Below are 23,652 nucleotides of genomic sequence, written 5' to 3'. Positions count from 1 at the left end.
AAAACTTGATTTACTTCTTATCTTCTCTCCACTCCCAAGCCATCCAGCACCTCTGGATACAACTTGTACTCCGCCTCATGAATCCGAGTTTCAAAACTTTCAATGGTATCATCAGCTAACCGTGGCACGCGCACTTGTTTGATAACCTTTCCTGTATCCACACCTGAATCCACCCAATGAATGGTCACGCCGCTCTCAGCAACGCCAGCATTCCAAGCGTCCTCAATCCCATGAGCTCCTGGAAATTCTGGCAGGTAGGCTGGATGAATGTTGATGATTCGGCCTTCATAGGCTGCCAATAAGGTTGGCCCAACGATTTTCATATAGCCAGCTAGACAAACCAAGTCAATCTGGTGCTCTTCCAAGAGTTCGACAAGGGCTGCTTCGTAGTCTGCCTTGCTCTCAAACTCCTTGAGTTCAAAAGCATAGGATAGAACGCCGAGCTTGTCTGCACGTTCGAGCACATAGGCGTCACGATGGTCTGAAAAGACAAACTCTACTGGAAATCGTTCCGCTATCACCTGAAAATTTGAGCCATTACCAGAGGCAAAAACCGCTATTTTTTTCATTTGATGATGACACTTTCGTTTTCTTTCTTGACGATGCGACCAATTTCATAGACTGGTTCATCCAACAATTCCTTGACACGAATTACATTTTCAGGGCTAACTGCTAGCATAAGTCCCACACCCATATTGAAGATTTCAAACATTTCTTCGTGTTTGATCTGACCGTATTTTTCAAGGGCTTTGAAAATTGGAAGCACCGGAACCTTGTCTTCTTCAATCTCAGCAGCCAAGTCAGCTGCAAACATACGAGGGACATTCTCAATAAAGCCACCACCTGTGATGTGGGCAATGCCGTTGACCAACCCTTCCTTGATGAGTGGTAAGACAGCCTTGACATAGATACGAGTCGGCTCAAGAAGAACTTCCTTGAGTTGCTTGCCTTCCAATTCTGGCAAGATTTCATCACCTGTGTAATCCGCAAAGACACGACGGACGAGAGAGTAACCATTGGAATGAATCCCACTTGAAGCAAGTCCGAGAAGAACATCTCCTTCTGCCACCTTTGAACCGTCAATGATTTGAGATTTTTCAGCCACACCAACCGCAAAACCAGCCAAGTCATATTCATCTTCGCCGTACATGCCAGGCATTTCAGCCGTTTCCCCACCAATGAGGGCAGCACCTGCCTGCACACAACCTTCTGCCACACCAGCGACAACTTGTTCTAGCTTAGCTGGTTCATTCTTCCCTGTCGCTACGTAGTCAAGGAAATAGAGGGGCTCCGCACCCGCAGCGATGATATCATTGACACACATGGCTACACAGTCCTGACCGATGGTATCGTGCTTGTCGTACTTGATAGCCAGCATGAGCTTGGTTCCGACACCATCAGTTCCTGAAATCAAGACGGGTTCTTTGACACCTGTTTTTGAAAGGTCAAACATACCACCAAAGCCACCCAGAGCTCCCATGACACCTGCACGCTCCGTACGAGCCACGTGCTTTTTAATCCGTTCAACAACTTCATAACCCGCTTCAACATCCACACCAGATTGAGCGTACGCATTTTTATTTGCCATTTTATTTTTCCTTTTCTTTAACAGAAGATCTGTCATCTATTTGTAAAAACTGGTCTTTTCTTCCAAACTTCGACGGTAGTCCTCTTCGTAGTCATAGAGAGGTGTTGGGTAGTCACCGTCAAAGTAAGCAACACAGAGACCACCATTTGGCGCATCTGTTTCAATCCCAATCGAATCAATCAATCCCTCAACAGAGAGATAAGTCAGACTGTCCGCTCCAATGATTTGGCGAGTTTCTTCAACCGTATGATTGGCAGCTATCAGCTCCTGACGCGTCTGGATATCAATCCCGTAGAAACATGGATAAGCTAGCGCTGGACTACCGATAGCAACGTGAACCTCAGTCGCCCCTGCTTCTTTCAGGAGCTGAACAATACGTCGAGAGGTTGTTCCACGAACAATGGAATCATCCACCATAACCACGCGCTTGCCTTTGACAACACCTGAAACAGCAGAGAGTTTCATACGTACCCCTTGCTCCCGCAATTCTTGAGTCGGTTGGATAAAGGCACGTTGCGTGTATTGGTTCTTGATAAGACCCATTTCATTTGGCAAACCAGATTCTTCCGCAAATCCCATAGCCGCGCTTAGGGAAGAATTGGGCACACCGACCACTATATCCGCCTCATGCTTGAATTCACGCGCCAATTGGGCACCCATACGTTTACGAGCCGTATGGACATTGACACCGTGGATATTAGAATCAGGGCGGGCAAAATAGATATACTCCATAGAACAAATCGCAAGCTGAGTATCATCCGTATAGCTATCATACTGGATTCCCTTGTCATCAATGATCACAATCTCACCTGGCTTCAAATCGCGAATCCATTCTGCACCAATAACCTCAAAAGCACATGTTTCAGATGATACTACGACGGCTCCGTTAGCCATTTTACCGATTGAAAGAGGACGAAAACCATTTGGGTCAAGAGCCGCAATCAACTTATCTTCAAACAGCAAAATATAGGCAAAACCACCTTTGACAAGACTGAGTGCTTCCTTGATTTTGCCCATCAGACTAGGATTGTGACTACGACGAATGAGGTGAGCCAAGATTTCCGAGTCCGAAGTCGCGCTGAAAATCGCTCCTCGTTCTTCCAATTCTTTCTTGAGAGAGGCCGCATTGGTCAGGTTCCCATTATGAGCCAAGCCAAACTGCATATCGTGAAAACGGAAGAGGAAAGGCTGGATGTTATCTACAGAAGCTTCGCCAGCAGTCGCATAACGCACGTGTCCAATCGCTCCAGTTCCTGTCAATTTATCCAAATTAGCAGGATTTCTGAAGACTTCTGATAGAAGGCCCATATCACGATGACGCTTCAATTGTCCCTGGTCATTGGAGAGGATTCCTGCCCCCTCCTGACCACGGTGCTGAAGACTGTGGAGCCCAAAATAGGTCAATTTAGCAGCATCTGGATGTCCCCAGATACCGAAAACACCACATTCTTCATTAAGAGATTTTACTTCGTATGTCATTTTTTATACCTAATTTTCATTTGCAATCATCAAGAGATAAATCTACATGACTTCTACATTACTGATGCTATCTATTAGAAAATCTGCAAGTCTTATTTTCCAGTGAAATATTTAACCGCTGACGAGAACAGGTGCTGGTCTTTATTGCCTGGGATGTTTTGGAAAAGACCGTCTTCATAACGTTCTGAGTGTCCCATCTTACCGATGATTTGGCCGTTCTTGCTGGTAATTCCTTCGATGGCATGGACAGAACCATTCGGATTGTACTTAGAATCCATACTTGGTTTTCCATCAAAGTCAACATATTGGCTGAAAATTTGTCCATTGTCACGGAGCTCAGCGAATTCCTCAGCCGTCACGACAAATTTCCCTTCACCGTGCGAAACAGGAATGGCATGAATCTCACCAACTTCCACTCCAGCAAGCCATGGTGAGTTGGTATTGGCAATTCGAGTTTCTACCATCTTGGCCACGTGTTGGTTGGCATCATTGTAGAAGAGGGTTGGACTAGTACTGCTAGCATCTTCAAAGTTTCCGTATGGAAGAAGACCTGATTTGACGAGAGCCTGGAATCCATTACAGATACCGATAATCAAGCCACCACGAGCGATAAAGCTATCAATAGCTGCACGCACTTTTTCATTGAGCAGGATGTTGACGATAAACTTAGCGGAACCATCTGGCTCGTCCGCAGCTGAGAATCCACCTGCAAAGAAGAGAATGTTAGCCTTTCCGATGTTGTCAACCATAGTTTCGACTGACTTGACAATAGCCTCTTCATTCAAGGTCACAAATGGCACCAAGTTAACTTCTGCACCTTCTTTCTCAAAGGCTTTAGCAGAGTCATATTCTGAGTTGGTTCCTGGGAAGACTGGGATATAGACCATAGGTTTTTCAACCTTTTCTTTTGCTTTAATCACAACATCTGATACCACAGCTGGCACTTCAGCCAGTTCTTTGGCTTGGGCAAACTCTGTTGGGTAAACTTCTTCCAATTTGCCTTGGAAGGCACTGTCAAGTTTCTGTCCATCTAGCTTCACACTGTTGACAAGGAGTGTAAAGTCTGCTTTCGTTTGACCGATTTTCTCTACTCTAGCAATTTCTTCAGGCGATGTGAAGACAAATCCGCCCAATTGTGCTGTCAAAGAACTTTCAAGTTCAGGCAAGATTACTTCTGCACCGATATGATTCCCAAAAGTAGCAAGTGCCAAACTTTCAATAATACCACCGTATTTAACAGCTGAAGCTGCTGTTACTTTGTGACCAGCTTGGATGTCTTCAAACTGAGCAAAATTAGACTTAATCAAGTCAAAATCAATCTCTGCTGAGAGTGCTTGGCCTGGGATGTAGTAGATATTTTCCCCAGCAGTCTTGAACTCAGGAGAAAGCACCTTACGGCTATCTGCTGTTGCCACACCAAAGGCAACCAAGGTAGGTGGTACTGTCAATTCTTCAAAGGTACCAGACATGGAGTCCTTACCACCGATAGATGGCAAACCAAGCTGAATTTGTGCCTCGATAGAGCCTAGGAGAGCTGCTACTGGCTGACCAAAACGCTCAGCTTGTTTGTCCATGCGTTCGAAATACTCTTGGTAAGAGAAACGAGCCTTAGACCAGTTGGCACCAGCAGCCACCAAACGAGCTGTCGCTTCGATAACAGCATAAGCAGCACCGTGGTATGGAGACCATTCTGCTACATATGGATTGAATCCTTGAGCCATGACTGACGCAGTATGAGTCACACCGTGTTGAACTGGTAATTTCTGCACAGATGCCTCAGTTGGTGTGAGTTGGTAACGACCACCAAGTGGGTGATTAACCGTTGAGCGTCCAACAGAGCAGTCAAAGATAGTCTGTAATCCTTTTTGACTCGCATGATTCAAATCAGATAGAACCGCAAGGATATCAGCTTCAAGTGTATCAGAGTTTGTTGTGTGCTCTTCTGGGAGCTTGACATCCTTGTCCACAACCTTGGCATCGACGACCACGCGCACACCATTGGTATCAAGGAAACGACGCTCCAAGTCCACGATGGTTTCACCATTCCAGTGCATGACTAGATTTGGTTTTTCAGTCACTGTCGCAACAACAACAGCGTCAATATTTTCTTTGTTACATTCTAAAACGAAGGCATCTACGTCTTCTGGGCGAACCACGACCGCCATCCGTTCTTGAGATTCAGAAATGGCAATTTCGGTACCATTCAATCCTTGGTATTTAAGAGGTACTTTGTTGAGATCGATTTCAAGACCGTCTGCCAATTCACCGATGGCTACACAGACACCACCAGCACCAAAGTCATTAGACTTCTTGATAAGACGGGTCACATCACCATTACGGAAGAGGCGCTGAATCTTGCGTTCTTCGATGGCATTCCCTTTTTGAACCTCAGCTCCAGCAGTCTCAACAGACTCAACTGTTTGAACCTTAGAAGAACCTGTCGCACCACCGACACCATCACGTCCTGTCTTGCCACCAAGGAGAATAATCACATCTCCCGCTTCCGGTTTTTCTCGGACAACGTTGCACTTAGGAGCCGCACCAACAACAGCACCTAGCTCCATGCGTTTAGCTACAAAGCCTGGGTGGAAGTATTCACGAACGTAGGTCGTCGCAAGCCCAATCTGATTCCCGTAAGAAGAATAACCATGAGCCGCTGTCTTAGAAATGACTTGTTGTGGTAATTTTCCAGCACGAGTTTCCGAAATCGGTGCTGTAATATCACCAGCACCCGAGATACGCATAGCTTGATAAACGTAGGAACGACCTGACAATGGATCACGAATGGCTCCACCGATACAGGTAGCAGCCCCACCAAATGGTTCGATTTCTGTTGGGTGATTGTGGGTTTCATTCTTGAACATGAGAAGCCATGGTTCTTTCACACCATTAACATCCACTTCGATTTCTACTGAGCAAGCATTGATTTCGTCTGACACTTCCATATCGTCCAAACGTCCATTAACACGCTCATAACGACCGAAAATAGTCGCCATATCCATCAAGGTTTGTGGTTTTTCAGAACGACCTAATTCCTCACGCATGGCAATATATTTTTCATAGGTTGCCTGCAATTGTTTTTGGAATTTAGAAGCTGAAAAGTCGATGTGCTTCAACTCAGTCTCAAAAGTCGTGTGACGACAGTGATCAGACCAGTAAGTATCCAAAACCTTGAGTTCTGTTTCCGTAGGCACACGTCCAATGGACTTAAAGTAATCTTGAATGAAGAGAAGGTCATCCACTTCCATTGCCAATCCTTGCTCTGCCTTATACTGTGCAAAATCTTCTGCCGTATAAGTTTCAAAGAAATCTAAGTTTGGAATGGTCTTGTCTGACTCTGAAAACTCCTGCTTGGCAATCCCTGTCGTGATGTCCTTAAAACGAGAATCAACTGGATTGAGCAGATAGTTCTTGACCGCTTCTAATTCCGTCACATCAATATCCTTATTGACCAAGTACAATTGTGCTGTATTAACCGTCACGTCACTAGAACTTCCCAGCAAAAGCAAGGCTTCCTGTGAAGATGCTGCACGCTGGTCAAACTGCCCTGGTAGGCTTTCAATCGCAAAGAAAGCATAGTTGGCAAGATCCGCCTGCACAGCCGTTTCGTCCAAAACATGGTCTGTCACCTGCTCAGAGAAAATATGTTTCTCTGCAGGTGCAAACAGGTCCTCTGCCAAGTCAAATACATCATAAACTTGCACGATGCGAATACTTTTCAAGCTTGAAAGTCCCAAGTTGTGCTGGAGCTCTCTTACTAAACTCTCTGACTTGACCTGAAAATCAGCCTTTTTCTCTACAAAAATACGTTTATCCATCAATCCTTATTCCTTTATTTCAGCTTTTACAATGTTCCAACGACCTTGAGGTTGTTATTTCAAACCCTGCAACTTTTCCCAGACAATCTCGTAAACATCTGTTAGTTCTCCCAATCCCCTACGGAGTGAAAAGGTCTGGGGGACCTTTTCAGCCTGAGTCCTTTTAGTTGAGAGACGAAGGTTTTCCGTTGCAAACAGATTATTTCAAACCTTGCAGCTTCTCCCAAACAACTTCATAAACATCGGTTAATTCACCTAGTCCCCTACGGAAAACATCCTTATCCATGTGGTTGCCATCTGCATCCCACAAACGGCAATTATCTGGTGAAAATTCATCTGCCAAGATAATCTTGCCATCCTTGTCAAAACCGAACTCTAGCTTAAAGTCAATCAACTTAAGCCCAATCTCAGCAAACCAGCCTTTCAAAAGTTCATTGATACGACGCGTTTCTTCCTTCAAGTAGGCAATCTGCTGGTCATCCGCAATCTGTAGGAATTTCACATGTTCGTCATTGATAAACGGGTCATCCAAATCATCATTTTTGTAGTAAAATTCGACAATCGGAGTCTCAAATGCAATACCTTCGTCTACGCCAAAACGTTTTGAAAAGGAACCAGCTGTATAGTTGCGAAGCACGACTTCCAGAGGAATAATCTTAACCTTTTTATTGAGTTGTTCCGTGTCTGAAAGTTTCTCCACAAAGTGAGTCGCCACACCAGCCGCATTTAATTTCTCAAAAATAAAAGATGAAATCTGATTATTCAACACTCCTTTGCCCGCAATCTGCTCCTTCTTAACACCATTGAAAGCAGTCGCCTGGTCCTTGTAAGTTGAAATAATAAGATTTTCATCCTCAGTTGTATAGATATCTTTAGCTTTTCCCGAATAGATCAATTGTTTTGACATTTTAAAGTTCGCCTTTCGTATTACTTGAGCACATTTTACCACAAAAAACCTAAAATTACAAGAATTTAACCGAATAAATAACGTAGTAACCTCAAAAATCATAAAGAAAAAACCGCAAGAAAAAGATTTCTCACAGTTTTAAAATCATTTAACTCTAAAAACACGAACATTACTCTTTATTCAAAAATTGATCCAAATAATAACGTAGGTAACTTTTCTTGCCCGTAATCATCTGCAGACGACCTTCCACCCCATATCGAAGTTTTTCAGCCTGCTCAGAAGTTAGATTAGTCTCCGCCTCGATTTTAAAGAAATTCCCTTTCTCAGTCTTAGTAGCTGTCGTATCAATACTTGTAATAGTAGAATCTAGGAAAAGTTGATTCTTGGCATCATGAGTCGTCGTATAGCGAACAGAATCACCGACCTTGATCCTTGCTACATCTTTTGAACTAAGATAAGCTGTTAGTTTGGCTTTCCCTTCTCTTTCCAAAGATGGATAGAGTTGGGCTAGTAGAGCCCCCTCTGCAACCATGGTAGAATCACTGGTCTCAGGATTAAGATGAAGCACCCCATCCTCACTCGCCGTAATTTTCCCCTTGTCCAAAAGATTTCCCTGTACCTTCTTACCTGACTCCACCTCCAAGATTTTCTGGTCTAGAAGGGTCAATTCCTGACCAACTTTTGCCAAGTGTTGGGATTTGAGAGACTCCAATTGACTGCTTAAGCCTGACGCATAGGCTTGTTGGGCACCCGAACCTGCATACTGAATACGGTAAGTAGCAAGACTGGATTCTAACTGAGAGAGCTGCGCTTCAACCTGCGCAACAGCCTGAGATTTTGCTTGGGGATTTTCCTCGCCCTGAGACTTGTAGGACTGATAGAGAGAGTAGGCTAGATTCTGACTGGCCAAGGAAGCGCCTGTTTCAATAGCTGACTTAGCTGTCTGGTAATCGCGAATTTTAGCCTCTGTTTGGCTGATGAGATTGCCGATTTCGTCTTGGGTTTGGCTAGCTGCTGCATTCTGGGACGCGATGGTCTCATTTTGTTGCGATGTACTAGCCCTAAGACTAGCCGCTTGGCTGAGGTAGTCACGAAAGGTGGCTTGGTAGCCAAATTTATCCTCCTCTGGAAAGTGGTTCTCCCCTTCTTGCAGACTCTTTTGCAAATACTCCAATTGCTTTTTTTGATCCTTAAGCATGTCCAACTGACTAGCATAGGCCTCCGCTTGGACACCCTCTGCCCCTTCTTGATATTGAACCAACAGTTCTCCCTTTTTAACCAGCTTATTTTCTTCCAAATGATTGACAAGAATCCGATTATTGCTAGTTGACTGGATATTTGCAAGGATTCGACTAGGCTCAACAGTAGCTCTAGTAGACAAACTCATCTCCTTCTCTGCAAATATTGCAAAGCCAAGCAAAAACACGAGCAGAAGGAACATGGGGACAATCACCCGACTGGAAAAATTATGGTAACGACGATTATAAAACTCCGCACTTTCTAAAAATTCTGGTTTCATCCTCTCCTCTTTCTAGCTATTGACCAAATGGGCGTAAAAGCCACCCTGTGCAAGCAAATCAGCATGATTTCCTTCTTCAACAATCTTGCCCTGATCCAAGACAACAACCTTCTCTGTCCGCTCAGCAATAGTCAAGCGGTGGGCGATGAAAATCAAGGTCTTGTCTAAAGTCATAAGATTATCGACAATTCGCTTCTCTGTCAGAATATCCAAACTGCTGGTCGCCTCGTCCAAAATCAAGACCGGTGCATCTGTCAAGAGAGCACGCGCCAGAGCAATTCTCTGACGTTGACCACCTGAGATCCCTGCCCCATCCGAAGTCAACTCTGTCTGATAATTCAGTGGCATGCGCTCAATGTCCTCCCGAATCTCTGCCAATTCGACCGCCCGTAAGATATCTTCCTGTGTCGTTCCCTCCTTGGCTCCCAAAAGAAGATTGTCCAAAATCGTTCCATTAAATACATAGGGCTGTTGAGGCAGATAGTTGATATACTGACGCAGAGCCTTTTTATCAATCTGATTGAGATTGACACCACCCAGACTAATCTCTCCCTGACTTGGATCGTAAAAATTAACCATCATCTTGGCTAAGGTCGTCTTACCTGACCCCGAAATCCCCACAAAAGCCACCTTAGAACCCTGCGGAATAGTCAAATTGATATCCGACAAGACATCTCGACCATAGCCATACTTATAGTAAACCTGCTTGAAGTCCATATCTCCCTTCATCAAGCTCAAATCCTCAACTGTTTTCTTCTCCTCAAACTCAGAAGCTACCAGATAAACCTCATTCAGACGGTTATTGGCAACCTGCGCTGTCTGAAGCTTGGTTTGCAGATTGATGATATTTTCCAAAGGATTGGTAAAGTAAACCAACAAGGTATTATAGGTAATCAACTGCCCCAAACTCATTTTTCCATCCATGACCAGAACAGCCCCCATCCAGAGAATGCCGACATTAAGCAAGAGATGGGCAACCTTTTTCAGAGCCTTTTGCTGACTCTCTGCTCGACTATAGGTAAAGGATTTTTTCAGATAATCTACAAATTCCTTGTCAATCTTTTGGTAACGTTGACTTTCACTGGTCAAAGACTTGATAGTCTCAATACCATTGATGTCCTCGATGATAGAAGAAGACAGAACCGCATTGGCTTCCATGGTATCCCGATTCATCTTTTCAAACGGCTTCATAAAGGCAAAGATAATCACTGTATATATAGGAAGTGCCAATAAAGTCATGAAAAAGAGATTGGTATTTTGTGAAAATAAAACAAGAGAAATAATGACAACCGTTGACACATCTAGGAAAATTGAAAGAATGGTCGAAGCCAGCGCGTCAATGATACTGTTAGCATCCGTAAAACGAGACACGATTTCCCCTGTTCTGCGTGTCGCAAAGAAAGACATAGGCAGGTGAAAAACATGCTTGATATAGGATAAAATCACATCAATCGACAAGCGTTGCCCCAAAACAAGTAAGAGATACTCCTGAGCATAAGACAAGATTTGTTGAAGAATATAAACAATCACCAGCCCAATAGAAATAATCCCCAGTGTCGAACGCATCTGATCCGGCACATAGGTATCAATGATAGACTGCAGATAATAAGAACCCACAATGTTAATCAAGGTTACCAAGAGTGTTGCCAAAACGATATTAGCAATCAAGCCACGCTGCTTCACTAATATAGGAATAAAAGAGAGTAGACCATTCTTTTGATCCTTATGAGGCTTGTAGTCTGGACTAGGTGCCATAAACAGAGTCACTCCTGTCCATTCTTCCGCAAAACGCTCACGTGGCAGTTTGGTCAATTTCACCCCAGGATCTGGATCGGCAATATGAATGCTATCCTTATCCTGCCCAGTCACCACATAGTAGTGGAGCAGTTTCCCTTCCTTAAGCACATGGGCAACAAAAGGAAAAGTCAAATCTGGCAAGTCAAAGAGCGTCATATCTGCCTTGATAGCCCGCGTCTCAAAGCCAATCTCCTCTGCCACCTTGACCAAGCCCAAAGCCGTCGTCCCATCCATGGTCGTCTTAGCCAATTCTCGCAAGTGAGCCAAAGAATAATAACTACCATAGTAGCCAAAAACCATGGCTAATGAAGCTACACCGCAGTCCATCTGATCCACCTGCGGACGATAGTGACTTTTCCCAAATTTCATATTCATCTCCTTTTCCTAAACTCATCTGATAATAACTATCTTACCCCAAACACCAAACAAAAACTGGACTTCCTCCCCAAATGCGCCTATCTCCCTCCCAACTGCACTTTTGAGATAAAAAAATAGGCAGAACAAGCGTCCTACCTACTAAAAATATGGTATGAAAGGAAATTGATTTTTACTGACACCCTAGGCAAGCTTGGAACAAATAAATCATTGATAGTAACATTTATGACATCCTATTTATTACTTCAATTACTAATGTCCCTGCTATTTCTAAGCCACTCTGGTATGATCTATTCACAGTCAGAATAGATAACACCGTTCTAAATTACGATTCATAGTTACTCCTTTTTTTGATTCGTTACTATAAGACACCTATTCCCTATAGAGCGTCTACTGCTTCAAATTTATCTATTCTTTTTTTCTTTACTTCTATATAAAAGAATGAATACCATCATAAATAATGCAACCGTGGGTATATTAGAATTATCAAACCAAGTAGGTAAAGATACTTTATTTATGTCAGCTACTAATCTGATGATGATATAAGACATTGAACTAAGTAATACCATAATTTCAGGCCAAACTTTCAGTATTGATTTAACAAATTTCATATTAAACTCCAATGTGATGCATTCTGAGATCCTAGCCTAGCTATTTTCAGCGCAGACTAACAAGTCATTCTTAGCTACTTACTCTACTTGCTTTCTATTGGACTTATATCCTAGATAAAAGATCCCAAATAAAACAGGGTAAATTTCTGGATAAAATAGGGTATTGATCGGATTTTTCAAAATCAAATACGTTGCGATGTAGATTATGAGCGATACGATAAAATAACCCTCAGCAAAAGCTAATAAAAATGTTTTTATAGCAAACTCCTTCCTTTTCCTCTTACTTATCTATTCGAAAAAGAAGTCAAAAAAATAAGAATATCAGAAAATTTTCCGACATTCTTATTGATAAACTCATTCAAGTCTAACAGATATTAGACATTGAGATGTTTTTTAAGGGTTCTTCTGGCTGTCCGTGATACGGGAAAATGCAAGCCTTCTAACAAGGTCACTTCTGTGGCAGTCATCTCTTCAATTGCCTGTAAACTGACTAAAGTATTGCGATTGGCATAGACAAAGTAATCTTTTTCAGCCTTTGCAGCGATATCCTTGAGACTGCCATAAATGGTCTTGATAGAATGATTGGCATAATAAACCTTGATACGGTGGGATTCCACTGAGGTTTCAAAGGCTAAAATCTCATGGTAGGGCAGAGTAAAGCCACGTCTTCCCTCAAAACTATAGGTGAAGAGACGCATATTTTCCCTCTTGTCCACTGCCAGTACATAGTCCAGACAGCGCTCCAGCTGATGACGGTAATCCTCCTCAGGCTGATCCTTGGAAATAAAATCCAAGGCAGACAAGTGGTAGCGAAAAGCTAGAGGCAAGGCCTCCGAGTGCGTGGACACAAAGACAATGCTTGTAAAAGGATCCCGCTCCCGAACCTGTTGAGCAACCTGAAAGCCCCGTTCACGCTCTCCATCAATCTCTAAATCCAATAAATAGAGCTGATAATGGTCAAAATACTGAGAATACTTTTCAACATCCCCATAGTTTTTGGCAATATCAATTTCCAATCTTAAATTGCGAGAGCGACCAATATCTAGTAAAGTCTGCTCTATACGCCCCTGCTGGACTCTATCATCTTCCAAAACTAAAATTCTCATTCCTCTCCCCCTCATTTCTCATACTTAAATGGCAATTCTAAATCTTGTCTAAAAGTCGTCTCTCCTAGCTGGGTATCTAAGTTTAAATCATAATGAAAAACCATATCCTCCAAGGTCGCTAAGCCCAGTCCACTGTGGTTTCCCTTGGTCGAATAACCCTTTTGACTGAGAATGCTGGGATTTAGCTCTTCTTTCTTACGAGTGTTTTCAATGATAAAACGGACACTCCTATCGCCTGCCAACAAAGCAACCCGAATCTGCGGATTTTCAGCCTCGCTCGCTGCCTCTAAGGCATTTGTCGTGAGGATAGAGAGGATACGGATAGCCTCCAACATCGGCAATGCCAGCTCTTCTACGACCCCCACCGTCTCCAAACTAAAATGAATTCCCTGATTATCTGCCACAATCATGGCTTTTGCCAAGGTATTACGAATGGCTATATCATGAATATTGTGAAGATTAAAGGCTGTGTAGTCCGCCTTCCTCAGCTTTTCATTGGTCTTTAGAAAGACATCTTGATAAATGGTAGAAACTTCAGTCATATCTTGATTCGCTATGGCAGGCTCCATACTGGCGACAATTCCCGCAAAATCATGACGGAAACCTCGAACCTCATCATAGAGATGACCTAGCTTGTCCACCATCCCTTGCAAGGAACGATTTTCATCTTCCTGTCTCTTAATGGTTTGCTCATCACGATAAACCTGCTCCAAATGCTTGATATAAAAGAGCCAAGAGAAAAAGAGAATGAAAATCAGAAGAGAAATGGTCGTGTCAAATCGAACGTAGAAAGAACTATTTCTATTGGTCATAAACGAAGAGAATATCCTAAACACAGTCAGAGGTAGGATAATGAAAAAACTCTTACGATAGTGGGTTTTGAAAGCATCTGAAAAAAATAAATCCAAATCCAAAGACCAGCGCTTCATCATAACTACTGTTAGTACGATAGCTAATAGGGAAAAAGAAGAGTTAACAATCCCATTTCCTACTTCTGATAGCATATCTATATCTAGCATCCGAATATAGAACAATACCAATAAATAACGAATACTCTGATAAAAACTAAAAAGATAGAGCGAAAGAAATAAAGACTCCCCCTTTTTCTTCCCTTTCATATAGAAAATAAGGTAAAAAAAGATTAAAACTTCCAAATACATAATTTCAAAAAAAGTTTTACCAGCTATTGCTTGCATCATTAGTAAATAGACTATGTATCTCTTTTTACGAAATTCCGGTGTAATTTGGTAACCTAGATAGATTGGAGGAATTATAATGGAGACTATCAACAATAAAGCAAATAGAGTTTCCTTAATAAAAGTCAAAATCATACTATCCAATCACGCTCTCCATCAATCTCTAAATCCAATAAATAGAGTTGGTAATGGTCAAAATACTGAGAATACTTTTCAACATCTCCATAGTTTTTGGCAATATCAATTTCCAATCTCAAATTGCGAGAGCGACCAATATCTAGTAAAGTCTGCTCTATCCGTCCCTGCTGGACTCTATCGTCTTCCAAAACTAAAATTCTCATTCCTCTCCCCCTCGTTTCTCACCCCTTAAATGGTAATTCTAAATCTTGTCTAAAAGTCGTCTCTCCTAGCTGAGTATCTAAGTTTAAATCATAATTAAAAACCATATCCTCCAAGGTTGCCAAGCCCAGTCCACTGTGGTTTCCCTTGGTAGAGTAACCCTTTTGACTGAGAATGCTGGGATTCAGTTCTTCTTTCTTACGAGTGTTTTCAATGATAAAACGGACACTCCTATCACCTGCCAACAAAGCAACCCGAATCTGCGGATTTTCAGCCTCACTGGCTGCCTCTAAGGCATTTGTCGTGAGGATAGAGAGGATACGGATAGCCTCCAACATAGGTAATGCCAGCTCTTCTACGACCCCCACCGTCTCCAAACTAAAATGAATTCCCTGATTATCTGCCACAATCATGGCTTTTGCCAAGGTATTACGAATGGCTATATCATGAATATTGTGAAGATTAAAGGCTGTGTAGTCCGCCTTCCTCAGCTTTTCATTAGTCTTTAGAAAAACATCTTGATAGATGGTAGAAACCTCAGCCATATCTTGATTAGCTATAGCAGGCTCCATACTGGCGACAATCCCTGCAAAATCATGACGAAAACCGCGAACCTCATCATAGAGATGACCTAGCTTATCCACCATCCCTTGCAAGGAACGATTTTCATCTTCCTGTCTCTGAATGGTCTGCTCATCACGATAAACCTGCTCCAAATGCTTGATGTAAAAGAGCCAAGAGAAAAAGAGAATGAAAATCAAGAGAGAAATGGTCGTATCAAAACGAACGTAGAAAGGATTACATCCTCCAGACATGATGGATGAAAACAGTCTGAAACCAAACAATAAGGATAAGATCCACATACTTTTCGTCACTAACGATTGAAATTTATCTAAAAATAATATATTGAAATCAATTCCCCATCGTCTTAAAATGACAACAGACAAAAACAACGAAATCAAACTAAATACAGAATCAAATCCACTATGCAAGAAATCAGATAGTTCAGAGTAGTCAAATATCAATCGTATTATAAATGTCAAAACCAAATATCGAATACTTTGATAAAACATAAATAGATAAAGGGCAAGAAAGAGAGCTTCCTTCTTCTTTTTCTTTAACACAATCCAAAATATTATATAAAAGAATAATAAATTGGCAACATGCAAGAAACTCGGAAAAACGAAGGTAGCAAATAGATGAAAAACTACCCAAAGAAATATAGAGCGTTTGTCATAAAATGCTTTAGAGAGTTGACTACCTAGATAAATCGGAGGAGCTAAAATATTGATTAAAATCAATATAAACACTAAAAATTCAAGTAATATAATCATAAATCCGTTTAATTAACCCATTAGTAGCAAAACACTAGCTTTGCTTTGGGAATAGATATCACCAACTGTAAATATCTTCAAATTGTTCCAATTCTACAAATGTATTTTTCATTTTCATGACAAACTCCTTTTCATAATTTTATATCCTCTCTATCCCCTTATAAATCCACAAAAGGCCTTAGTTTCTTTTAAAATACAAGAAATCTAAAGCCTCTTGAAAATGATTTGCACGTTTTAATTTTATATTCGTTGTGAAGATTGCTTATCTATTTATTTTACCACAAGAACCTTGTAATATTCATTCTTATTTGGTTGTGTAATCTTAATTTTTTGACCATAGAAACCATCGATTTCTTTATCACGATAATCTATAAATTTTGATGGCAAGCGTTTCATCTTAAGAACCTCACCAGATTGGTCTGCATATACAAGTAAGTGATAGTGGGGTGTAGACATACCGTCATCAATCAATACAAAGTAACCTGTTTTAAGCTTACCTTGTCCATTATCTAAATGGTATAGTTTATTGTTATTGATTGTGAAGTCAGTAGATGGAAGTCTAAGTCGTACACCTGGGTCTTCTAGATAAAGATCATTGCCAACTTTTTTGATTTCTGATCTAGTTGTCATCTCTGGAAGTGGTAATACTCTACGACCATCTGCTCCAAAGTAATATCGACCTGGTAGATTTTGGAAATTACGAATAACAGCTTTAGGATCAATTTCTTGTCCTTCTTCTTTATTATCTACTAAAGCTAAGATTATATTTGAAACTTCATCCCCATATTTGTCGGAAAACTTCTTGATTTCAGGCTTGATATACCAAGTGTTTTTAGCCACGATAACATCAGTAAAGTTATTTCCGTCAAATTTTGCTTTAATCAGATATTCATATCCATCGCCTAAACGGACAATATCATCATTTTTATAAGGGCTATTTTTTAAAGTTAACATATAGCCATCCTTACCAATGATATAACTTTCTCCATCGCTGGCTGGAACAGCTCTGTCTGCGACCATAGCACCTGATTTTTCAAAGTAAGACCATTTACCATTTGCAGTCGCCCATCCTGTTGCCATAGCGCCACTGCCTTTGAGGTAATACCATGTAGCCCCTTCTTTGTACCAACCTGTACGCATGGCGCCACTATCTGCTAGAGAGTACCATGTGCCACCTTCCTTGTACCAGCCAGTACGCATAGCGCCACTATCTGCTAGGGAATACCATGTATTTCCGTCTTTGAGCCAGCCTGTCTGCATTTTACCAGAACCGTCAAAGTGGTACCAAGAACCAGCATTTTGCACCCATTTATCCTTAGCGAGACTGCCATCTTGAGAAAGATTCCAGTCAGCGCCATTTTTAACCCAAGTATCTGCAGCCTGTGCTTGATTGATTGACAAAAGCAGACCAGCACCTGCAAGCAAACCAAGTGTAAGTAGTTTAGATTTTTTCATAGCCATTTCCTCCTATTCTATAGCGAAATGAACATGACTTCCTAGTAGACAAAGCTGTTCGCTTTTTTCGTTTTACTCTGTCAGATAGTTTATTTCACAACAGAAACATTTCCTGTCTTACTATCGATTTTAACAGTTTGACCGTAGAAACCGTCAATTTCTTTATTAAGATAATCTGAAATTCCTGTTGGCAATCGTTTCATTTTAAGAATTTCACCAGATTGGTCTGCATAAACAAGAATATGATAGTGATGAGAACTTGGTCTATCATCAATCAATGCAAAATAACCTGTTTTGAGTTTGCCATTAGCACCATCTAAGTGATATAGTTTATTATTATTGATTGTGAAGCTGGTAGCTCCAAGAAAAAGTCGTGCACCTGGATTTTCTAGATAGACATCATTTCCAACTTTTTTAATCTCTGAATAGGTGGTCATTTCTGGTAAATTTGTTACGCGACGACCATCTGCCCCAAAGTAATACCTGTTTGGTAAGTTTTGGAAATTCTTTATAACAGCTTTAGGATCAATTTCCTGTCCTTGATCTTTATTATCTGTTAAAGCCAACATCGTATTGGAAACGTAATCCCCATATTTATTAGAAAACTTTTTAAACTCTGGTTTGATGTACCAGGCATTCTTTTCAACAATGACTCCATTTTTTGTATAAATAAGATAATAATCATACCCGTCAGACAAAGTAACAATATTTCTGATAATTGTATCATCCGCTTGAGATTGTTCAACCTGACTTGGGAGTCTGGTTAACATATAACCATCCTTACCAATGACATAACTTTCCCCATCGCTTGCTGGAACAGCTCTATCTGCTACCATTGCACCTGATTTTTCAAAGTAAGACCATTGACCATTTGCAGTCGCCCATCCTGTTGCCATAGCGCCACTGTCTTTGAGGTAATACCATGTGGACCCTTCTTTGTACCAACCTGTGCGCATAGCACCACTATTTGCAAGTGAGTACCATGTGTTACCTTCCTTGTACCAGCCAGTACGCATAGCGCCACTGTCTGCGAGCGAATACCATGTATTCCCATCTTTGAGCCAGCCTGTCTGCATTTTACCAGAACCGTCAAAGTGGTACCAAGAACCAGCGTTTTGTACCCATTTATTTTTAGCGAGACTGCCATCTTGAGAAAGATTCCAGTCAGAACCATTTTTAACCCAAGTATCTGCAGCTTGTGCTTGGTTGATAGACAAAAGTAGACCAGCACCTGCAAGCAAACCAAGTGTAAGTAGTTTAGATTTTTTCATAGCCATTTCCTCCTAAAATAGATAAATCCAAAGCAAGAAAATCCAATAGAAACGAAGTCAAAATAGAACTCCTAAAATTTCCAAGAACAAAAGATAGAGACTAGTTTATAAAAAGTACATAGCCATCACCTTCCCCCAACTATAAAATAAATCCTTTTTTATATCTACATTATAGTCCTGTAAAAAAGGAAAGTCAATTAAAATTGTGATTATATTAACATTTTTTGTTCTAACAGAAATCAATTGATATTTTCATTTGATCTTCATTTCTTATCTCCTTTTTGGAGATTGATTTTTCTGACTACATTATATCCTTTATTTGTTTTCATATCTCTCCTGTCCCTAGAAAGACTAAATCTGTTCCTAAACGGTCACTTGAACCAAAGAAAAATTCCAAAGCAAATGCCTTGGAACTCCGATTTCTATTTTGCTTGAATGATTTTAACCACATCTCCTACACTTTGGAGTTGGTCAATTTCCTCATCACTGATTTCGATATTAAATTCATCTTCCAGTGTCAAGATAAACTCCATCAAGTCAACTGAGTCCGCATCCAAATCATCTTTCAGACTCAAGGATTCTGTCACGACAAAGTCTTCTCCCTGTCGCTCTTGGATAATGGTCACAATACGGTCAAAAATTTCTTTTTCTGTCATCTCTTTTATTCTCCTGAAAATTCACGCGCAGTTTGGGCAACTACGTCTGTTTCTAGCATGGTACGAATCTGGCGGATTGTACTATACACAGCCTTGGCATCACTTGAGCCATGAGTCTTGACAACCGGTGCTTTGACACCAAACAAGACTGCCCCACCAACATCTGAATAGTTGAGCTGTTTTTTCAAACCTCTGAGGCTATCCTTGAGCAGGAGGGCACCTAGTTTCGCTCGCAGACCTCCACTTGTAATAGCGGTCTTGAGCAAGCTCATGATTCCCATGGCTGTCCCTTCGATGGATTTGAGCACAGCGTTTCCCGTGAAACCATCTGCCACGACAACATCCGCAACGCCATTCATCAAATCACGCGCTTCCACGTTTCCGATAAAGTTTAAACTTTCATCAGCCGCTAGTAATTCATAGGTTTCCTTGCGAAGCGGGTCGCCCTTACTACTCTCTGTTCCGTTGTTGAGCAAGCCAACACGTGGTTGAGCAATGCCACGAACATTCTTGGCATAGAAAGAACCTAGGACAGCGTATTGGTGGAGGTGTTGGGCTGTATTTTCCGCATTAGCACCAAGGTCTAGCATGTCAAAACCTTTCCCATCAACGGTCGGCAATGTTGACATAAGTCCAGGACGATCGATATTCTTGATACGACCCACGATGAAGAATCCTGCCGCCAACAAAGCACCTGTATTCCCAGCTGAGAGAACAGCATCTGCTTCGCCTTCTTTGACAGCCTTGGCCGCCAAGACCATACTAGCATTTTTCTTCTTCCGAATAGCTCTCGTAGGTTCATCGTCCGAATCAATCTTCTCATCCGTATGGATAATGCTGACGCGCTCTGTCGCTGTCAGATATTGCTTGATTTTAGCTTCATCTCCATAGAGTTGAACCTCAATATCTGAAAAGTCAGCTAGGGCTTGATTGACACCCTCAACGATGGCTTGAGGTGCGTAATCGCCCCCCATGGCATCTACTGCGATTTTTTTCATTTGTTTTCCTCTTTTAGTAATTGTCCCCAATCTGCTAGGGAATCAATAAATTTCTTTGATTTTAGGTGAATCCCAACATACTCTTCGTAGAGTTGATCCATAAATTGGCGTAGCTCTTGCTTGATTTCAGGCTTGAGCGAAATGGTCTCCAAAGTCTCAAAATCAATGGCTTGAAATTGATTGAGCAGATAAGGGATATTGGGATTGAGATGGCAACGTCTCTCATCTTCATGATAATGCTCTGGACAGAGGCAGGCGCCATATTTGAAAGAAAAGTCAAAAGCCTGACCAACCCGATGACAAAAAACACACTCATTAAAATTGAGGCTGATCCCAAATCGAGTCAAGATTTGAATTTCAAAAATATTGGTCAAAACCTGATAATCCAAGCCCGCTTCCATCAACTCCAAGGTCTTTTGTAAAAAAGCAAACAAGGAAGCATCCTGCTGATTGTCCTGCAAACTAGCATCGGCAAGAGCTGCAACGTAGGTCGCATAAGCCATGACAAAGAGATCGCTATTAATCTTGGGAAAAGTCATCACCTCATGATAATCCTCAATGTAGCTAAGCCCCTCATCATTGATTCGTAAGAGAAATCGAGCCAGCACCAAGGGCTGAATAACAGGTGCCAGCTTAGACTGGCCAGCATGTTTGACAAAAAACATGCGCTTGCCAGCCTGCTCTGTAAAAATCTTGACTAGCTTATCATCCTCACGAAAGTTACGATTGTAGAGCACCAAGCCTTGACTCGTGATAGACTGAATCATGCTTCTCTCATATACTCCTCAAGCCGTTTCATGGCTTCTTTGATAGTCTCCATGCTGGCTGCATAAGATAGGCGAACATAACCTTCTCCATAACGCCCAAAGGCAGCACCAGGGATAAAGGCAACGGCCTTCTTCTGAGCAAAATCCTTCAGAAAGGCAAAAGAATCTTGATTGTAGCCCGCTGGAATCTTAGCAAAGATATAGAAGGCACCGTCTGGTTTGATAATCTCAAAACCAAGAGCAGTCATTTTCTCGATAATATAATCACGACGCTGGATGTATTCCTTCTTCATAGGCTCCGCATCGTTTTTACCAGCTGTCAAGGCTTCCACCGCAGCATGTTGAGCCATAGTATTTGCGGCAGTAACCAAGTACTGGTGACTCTTGATTAACTGGGCTGTGAAGGTCGCAGGAGCGAAAATCAGCCCCAAACGCCAACCTGTCATGGCATGCGATTTAGACAAACCATTGATGATAATAGCCTGGTCTCTCAACATGGTTCCTAGAGATACATGGGCTTCCCCTGTATAGGTCAATTCTGAGTAAACCTCATCACAGACAACGAAAATCTCGTACTTGCGCAAAACAGCTGCCAAGTCTTCCAATTGCTCACGACTATAGGTAATTCCTGTCGGATTAGCTGGATAGTTAAGAATAACCGCCTTGAGCTTGTCACCTTGCTCTAAGATGGCCTTTTCCAACATCTCAGGAGTCAAGACAAAACCATTTTCAGTCGTATCAATCTCGACAACCTCTGCCCCAACTAGATTGACAATCGGTTCATAGCCTGGATAAGCAGGAGCTGGCAAGAGCACCTTGTCTCCCTCTTCCAAAATAGCTGTCAAAGTAGCAGATAAGGCCTCTGTCGCCCCAATTGTAACCAAGATTTCATTTTCAGGAGCATAGTCCAGTTGGTACCTTTCCTTAACAAAGTCACTAGCTGCCTGACGTAAAGTCAGCAAACCACTCATCCCTGTATAGTAGGATTGGTTCTGGTCAATCGCTCGCTTGGCCGCCTCCTTGACATGGTCTGGCGTTGTAAAATCAGGTTCCCCCAAGGTCAAACGCAAAACCCCAGGAATCTCCGAAATAGCCTGGTCAAACTGACGAATCAACGAAACTTGAATCTTATCTAACTGTTTATTAAAGCGCTTAGTTAAGTCCATAGATACCTCCTACTTTCAAAACGTATCTCTATTATACTACAAAAGCCCCCCGACCGCAAAAATACATTAGAGAATAGCTTTCCACTTTCTATTTTACTTTTCCTGTTTACAGGTCTATAATGGTAACAGATTCTATTTGGAGGTTTTTATGTCATTTCTATCAAAAAATGGAGCAGGCATCTTGGCCTGCCTTCTGATTTCACTACTTGCTTGGTATCTAGGCGGATTCTTCCCTGTGATTGGCGCGCCCGTTTTTGCCATTTTCATAGGCATGCTCCTACATCCCTTTCTCTCGCCCTATAAACAACTGGATGCGGGATTGACCTTTAGTTCTAAAAAATTGCTCCAGTATGCCGTTATCTTGCTTGGTTTTGGTCTCAATATCTCGCAAGTCTTTGCAGTTGGCCAATCTTCACTCCCTGTCATCCTGTCCACAATTTCAATAGCCTTGATTGTTGCCTACCTCTTCCAGCGTTTCTTTGCACTGGACACAAAACTGGCTACCTTGATTGGAGTAGGCTCTTCTATCTGTGGGGGCTCTGCCATTGCAGCGACAGCGCCCGTTATCCATGCTAAGGAAAAGGAAGTAGCCCAAGCCATCTCCGTTATCTTTTTCTTCAATGTCCTTGCTGCGCTCATCTTTCCAACTCTAGGAACCTGGCTTCATCTATCCAATGACGGCTTCGCCCTCTTTGCAGGAACTGCGGTCAATGATACTTCCTCTGTAACGGCTACCGCCAGCGCCTGGGACAGTCTCTACCAGACCAATACCCTCGAATCCGCAACCATTGTCAAACTCACACGAACCCTAGCTATCATCCCCATCACTCTCTTCCTCTCCTACTGGCAAAGTCGCGAACAAAAAAGTAAGCAAGGATTACAACTTAAAAAAGTCTTCCCACTTTTTATCCTTTACTTTATCCTCGCATCTCTTCTAACTACCCTCCTGACCTCTCTCGGTGTGTCTAGTAGCTTCTTTACCCCTCTCAAACAACTCTCCAAATTCCTCATTATCATGGCCATGAGTGCTATCGGTCTCAAAACCAATCTGGTCGCTATGGTCAAATCCAGTGGAAAATCCATTATTCTCGGAGCCATCTGCTGGATTGCCATCATCCTCACCAGTCTTGGTATGCAGACCCTTATCGGCATTTTCTAATCATGACCACCCGTCAAACGGGTGGTTTGTCCCAGGGCTATAAGCCCAAATTACCAGCCAGCGCCTAAAGACGCTGGCTTTCACTTTGTTCAAGCCTTATTGCTCTTGACT

Annotated in this window: 20 protein-coding genes and 1 pseudogene; 1 reads left to right on the top strand and 20 read right to left on the bottom strand. The window is 42.0% G+C overall.

Translation table 11 applies throughout. The features are described 5' to 3' along the window. Positions 1-17 precede the first annotated feature (17 nt). The 20 genes and pseudogenes from purN to ACERDH_RS08225 form a co-directional block, all read right to left on the bottom strand. Entirely contained in the window at positions 18-569 is a 552-nt protein-coding gene (purN, locus tag ACERDH_RS08320; RefSeq protein WP_386686129.1) for a phosphoribosylglycinamide formyltransferase, read from the bottom strand. Then, on the bottom strand, positions 566-1,588 hold the full coding sequence (purM, locus tag ACERDH_RS08315) for a phosphoribosylformylglycinamidine cyclo-ligase (RefSeq protein ID WP_386686126.1): 1,023 nt from the start codon (positions 1,586-1,588) through the stop codon (positions 566-568). Before purM ends, purN begins: the two co-directional genes overlap by 4 nt. 36 nt (positions 1,589-1,624) lie before the next feature. After that, complete coding sequence (gene purF / locus ACERDH_RS08310) at positions 1,625-3,067, bottom strand: amidophosphoribosyltransferase (RefSeq protein WP_386686123.1); 1,443 nt, start codon at positions 3,065-3,067, stop codon at positions 1,625-1,627. 92 nt (positions 3,068-3,159) lie between these two features. Beyond that, positions 3,160-6,885, bottom strand: coding sequence for a phosphoribosylformylglycinamidine synthase (locus ACERDH_RS08305; RefSeq protein WP_386686120.1), 3,726 nt, complete (start codon positions 6,883-6,885; stop codon positions 3,160-3,162). 54 nt (positions 6,886-6,939) lie between these two features. Further along, positions 6,940-7,008: pseudogene (locus tag ACERDH_RS09835) on the bottom strand (phosphoribosylaminoimidazolesuccinocarboxamide synthase); the annotation flags it as partial. Between the two features lie 76 nt (positions 7,009-7,084). After that, a complete protein-coding gene (gene purC / locus ACERDH_RS08295; RefSeq protein WP_229294829.1) occupies positions 7,085-7,792 on the bottom strand; it encodes a phosphoribosylaminoimidazolesuccinocarboxamide synthase in 708 nt (235 codons plus the stop codon). A 169-nt stretch (positions 7,793-7,961) separates the two neighbouring features. Beyond that, positions 7,962-9,311: a competence pheromone export protein ComB gene (gene comB / locus ACERDH_RS08290; protein WP_265482343.1), complete on the bottom strand. Its 1,350-nt coding sequence runs from the start codon at positions 9,309-9,311 to the stop codon at positions 7,962-7,964. 12 nt (positions 9,312-9,323) lie between these two features. Beyond that, positions 9,324-11,477: a peptide cleavage/export ABC transporter ComA gene (gene comA, locus ACERDH_RS08285; RefSeq protein WP_386686116.1), complete on the bottom strand. Its 2,154-nt coding sequence runs from the start codon at positions 11,475-11,477 to the stop codon at positions 9,324-9,326. Between the two features lie 410 nt (positions 11,478-11,887). Then, positions 11,888-12,094, bottom strand: a complete 207-nt coding sequence (locus ACERDH_RS08280; protein WP_386686113.1) for a bacteriocin immunity protein — start codon at positions 12,092-12,094, stop codon at positions 11,888-11,890. Between the two features lie 78 nt (positions 12,095-12,172). After that, a complete protein-coding gene (locus ACERDH_RS08275; protein ID WP_386686222.1) occupies positions 12,173-12,352 on the bottom strand; it encodes a hypothetical protein in 180 nt (59 codons plus the stop codon). A gap of 116 nt (positions 12,353-12,468) precedes the next feature. After that, a complete protein-coding gene (locus ACERDH_RS08270) occupies positions 12,469-13,200 on the bottom strand; it encodes a response regulator transcription factor (protein WP_001221869.1) in 732 nt (243 codons plus the stop codon). 11 nt (positions 13,201-13,211) lie between these two features. Beyond that, positions 13,212-14,219, bottom strand: coding sequence for a GHKL domain-containing protein (locus ACERDH_RS08265; protein ID WP_415741919.1), 1,008 nt, complete (start codon positions 14,217-14,219; stop codon positions 13,212-13,214). A gap of 308 nt (positions 14,220-14,527) precedes the next feature. Further along, positions 14,528-14,737 (bottom strand): response regulator, encoded by a 210-nt coding sequence (locus ACERDH_RS08260; RefSeq protein WP_004235961.1) that lies wholly within the window; start codon positions 14,735-14,737, stop codon positions 14,528-14,530. A gap of 18 nt (positions 14,738-14,755) precedes the next feature. Continuing rightward, complete coding sequence (locus tag ACERDH_RS08255) at positions 14,756-15,610, bottom strand: GHKL domain-containing protein (RefSeq protein ID WP_415741918.1); 855 nt, start codon at positions 15,608-15,610, stop codon at positions 14,756-14,758. A 729-nt stretch (positions 15,611-16,339) separates the two neighbouring features. After that, entirely contained in the window at positions 16,340-17,524 is a 1,185-nt protein-coding gene (locus ACERDH_RS08250) for a PspC-like choline-binding domain-containing protein (protein WP_386686103.1), read from the bottom strand. Between the two features lie 89 nt (positions 17,525-17,613). Next, on the bottom strand, positions 17,614-18,795 hold the full coding sequence (locus ACERDH_RS08245) for an N-acetylmuramoyl-L-alanine amidase family protein (protein WP_386686100.1): 1,182 nt from the start codon (positions 18,793-18,795) through the stop codon (positions 17,614-17,616). A gap of 422 nt (positions 18,796-19,217) precedes the next feature. Continuing rightward, positions 19,218-19,451, bottom strand: a complete 234-nt coding sequence (locus ACERDH_RS08240; protein ID WP_000136445.1) for an acyl carrier protein — start codon at positions 19,449-19,451, stop codon at positions 19,218-19,220. Positions 19,452-19,456: 5 nt separating this feature from the next. After that, entirely contained in the window at positions 19,457-20,449 is a 993-nt protein-coding gene (gene plsX / locus ACERDH_RS08235; RefSeq protein ID WP_386686095.1) for a phosphate acyltransferase PlsX, read from the bottom strand. Next, the gene (gene recO / locus ACERDH_RS08230; RefSeq protein ID WP_386686092.1) at positions 20,446-21,216 is read right to left on the bottom strand and encodes a DNA repair protein RecO; all 771 of its coding nucleotides are present in this window, start codon (positions 21,214-21,216) and stop codon (positions 20,446-20,448) included. The genes plsX and recO overlap by 4 nt, the downstream gene beginning before the upstream one ends. Further along, positions 21,213-22,382: a pyridoxal phosphate-dependent aminotransferase gene (locus ACERDH_RS08225; protein WP_386686089.1), complete on the bottom strand. Its 1,170-nt coding sequence runs from the start codon at positions 22,380-22,382 to the stop codon at positions 21,213-21,215. The genes recO and ACERDH_RS08225 overlap by 4 nt, the downstream gene beginning before the upstream one ends. A 148-nt stretch (positions 22,383-22,530) precedes the next feature. Here ACERDH_RS08225 and ACERDH_RS08220 point away from each other — a divergent pair, with 148 nt between their 5' ends. Continuing rightward, positions 22,531-23,541 (top strand): YeiH family protein, encoded by a 1,011-nt coding sequence (locus ACERDH_RS08220; RefSeq protein ID WP_386686086.1) that lies wholly within the window; start codon positions 22,531-22,533, stop codon positions 23,539-23,541. The last annotated feature ends 111 nt before the right edge of the window (positions 23,542-23,652 follow it).

Source organism: Streptococcus bovismuti (assembly GCF_042436615.2).
Taxonomy (GTDB): Bacteria; Bacillota; Bacilli; order Lactobacillales; family Streptococcaceae; genus Streptococcus.
The sequence above is the reverse complement of the archived record's forward strand: the minus strand, read 5'-3'. Positions and strand labels throughout refer to the sequence as shown.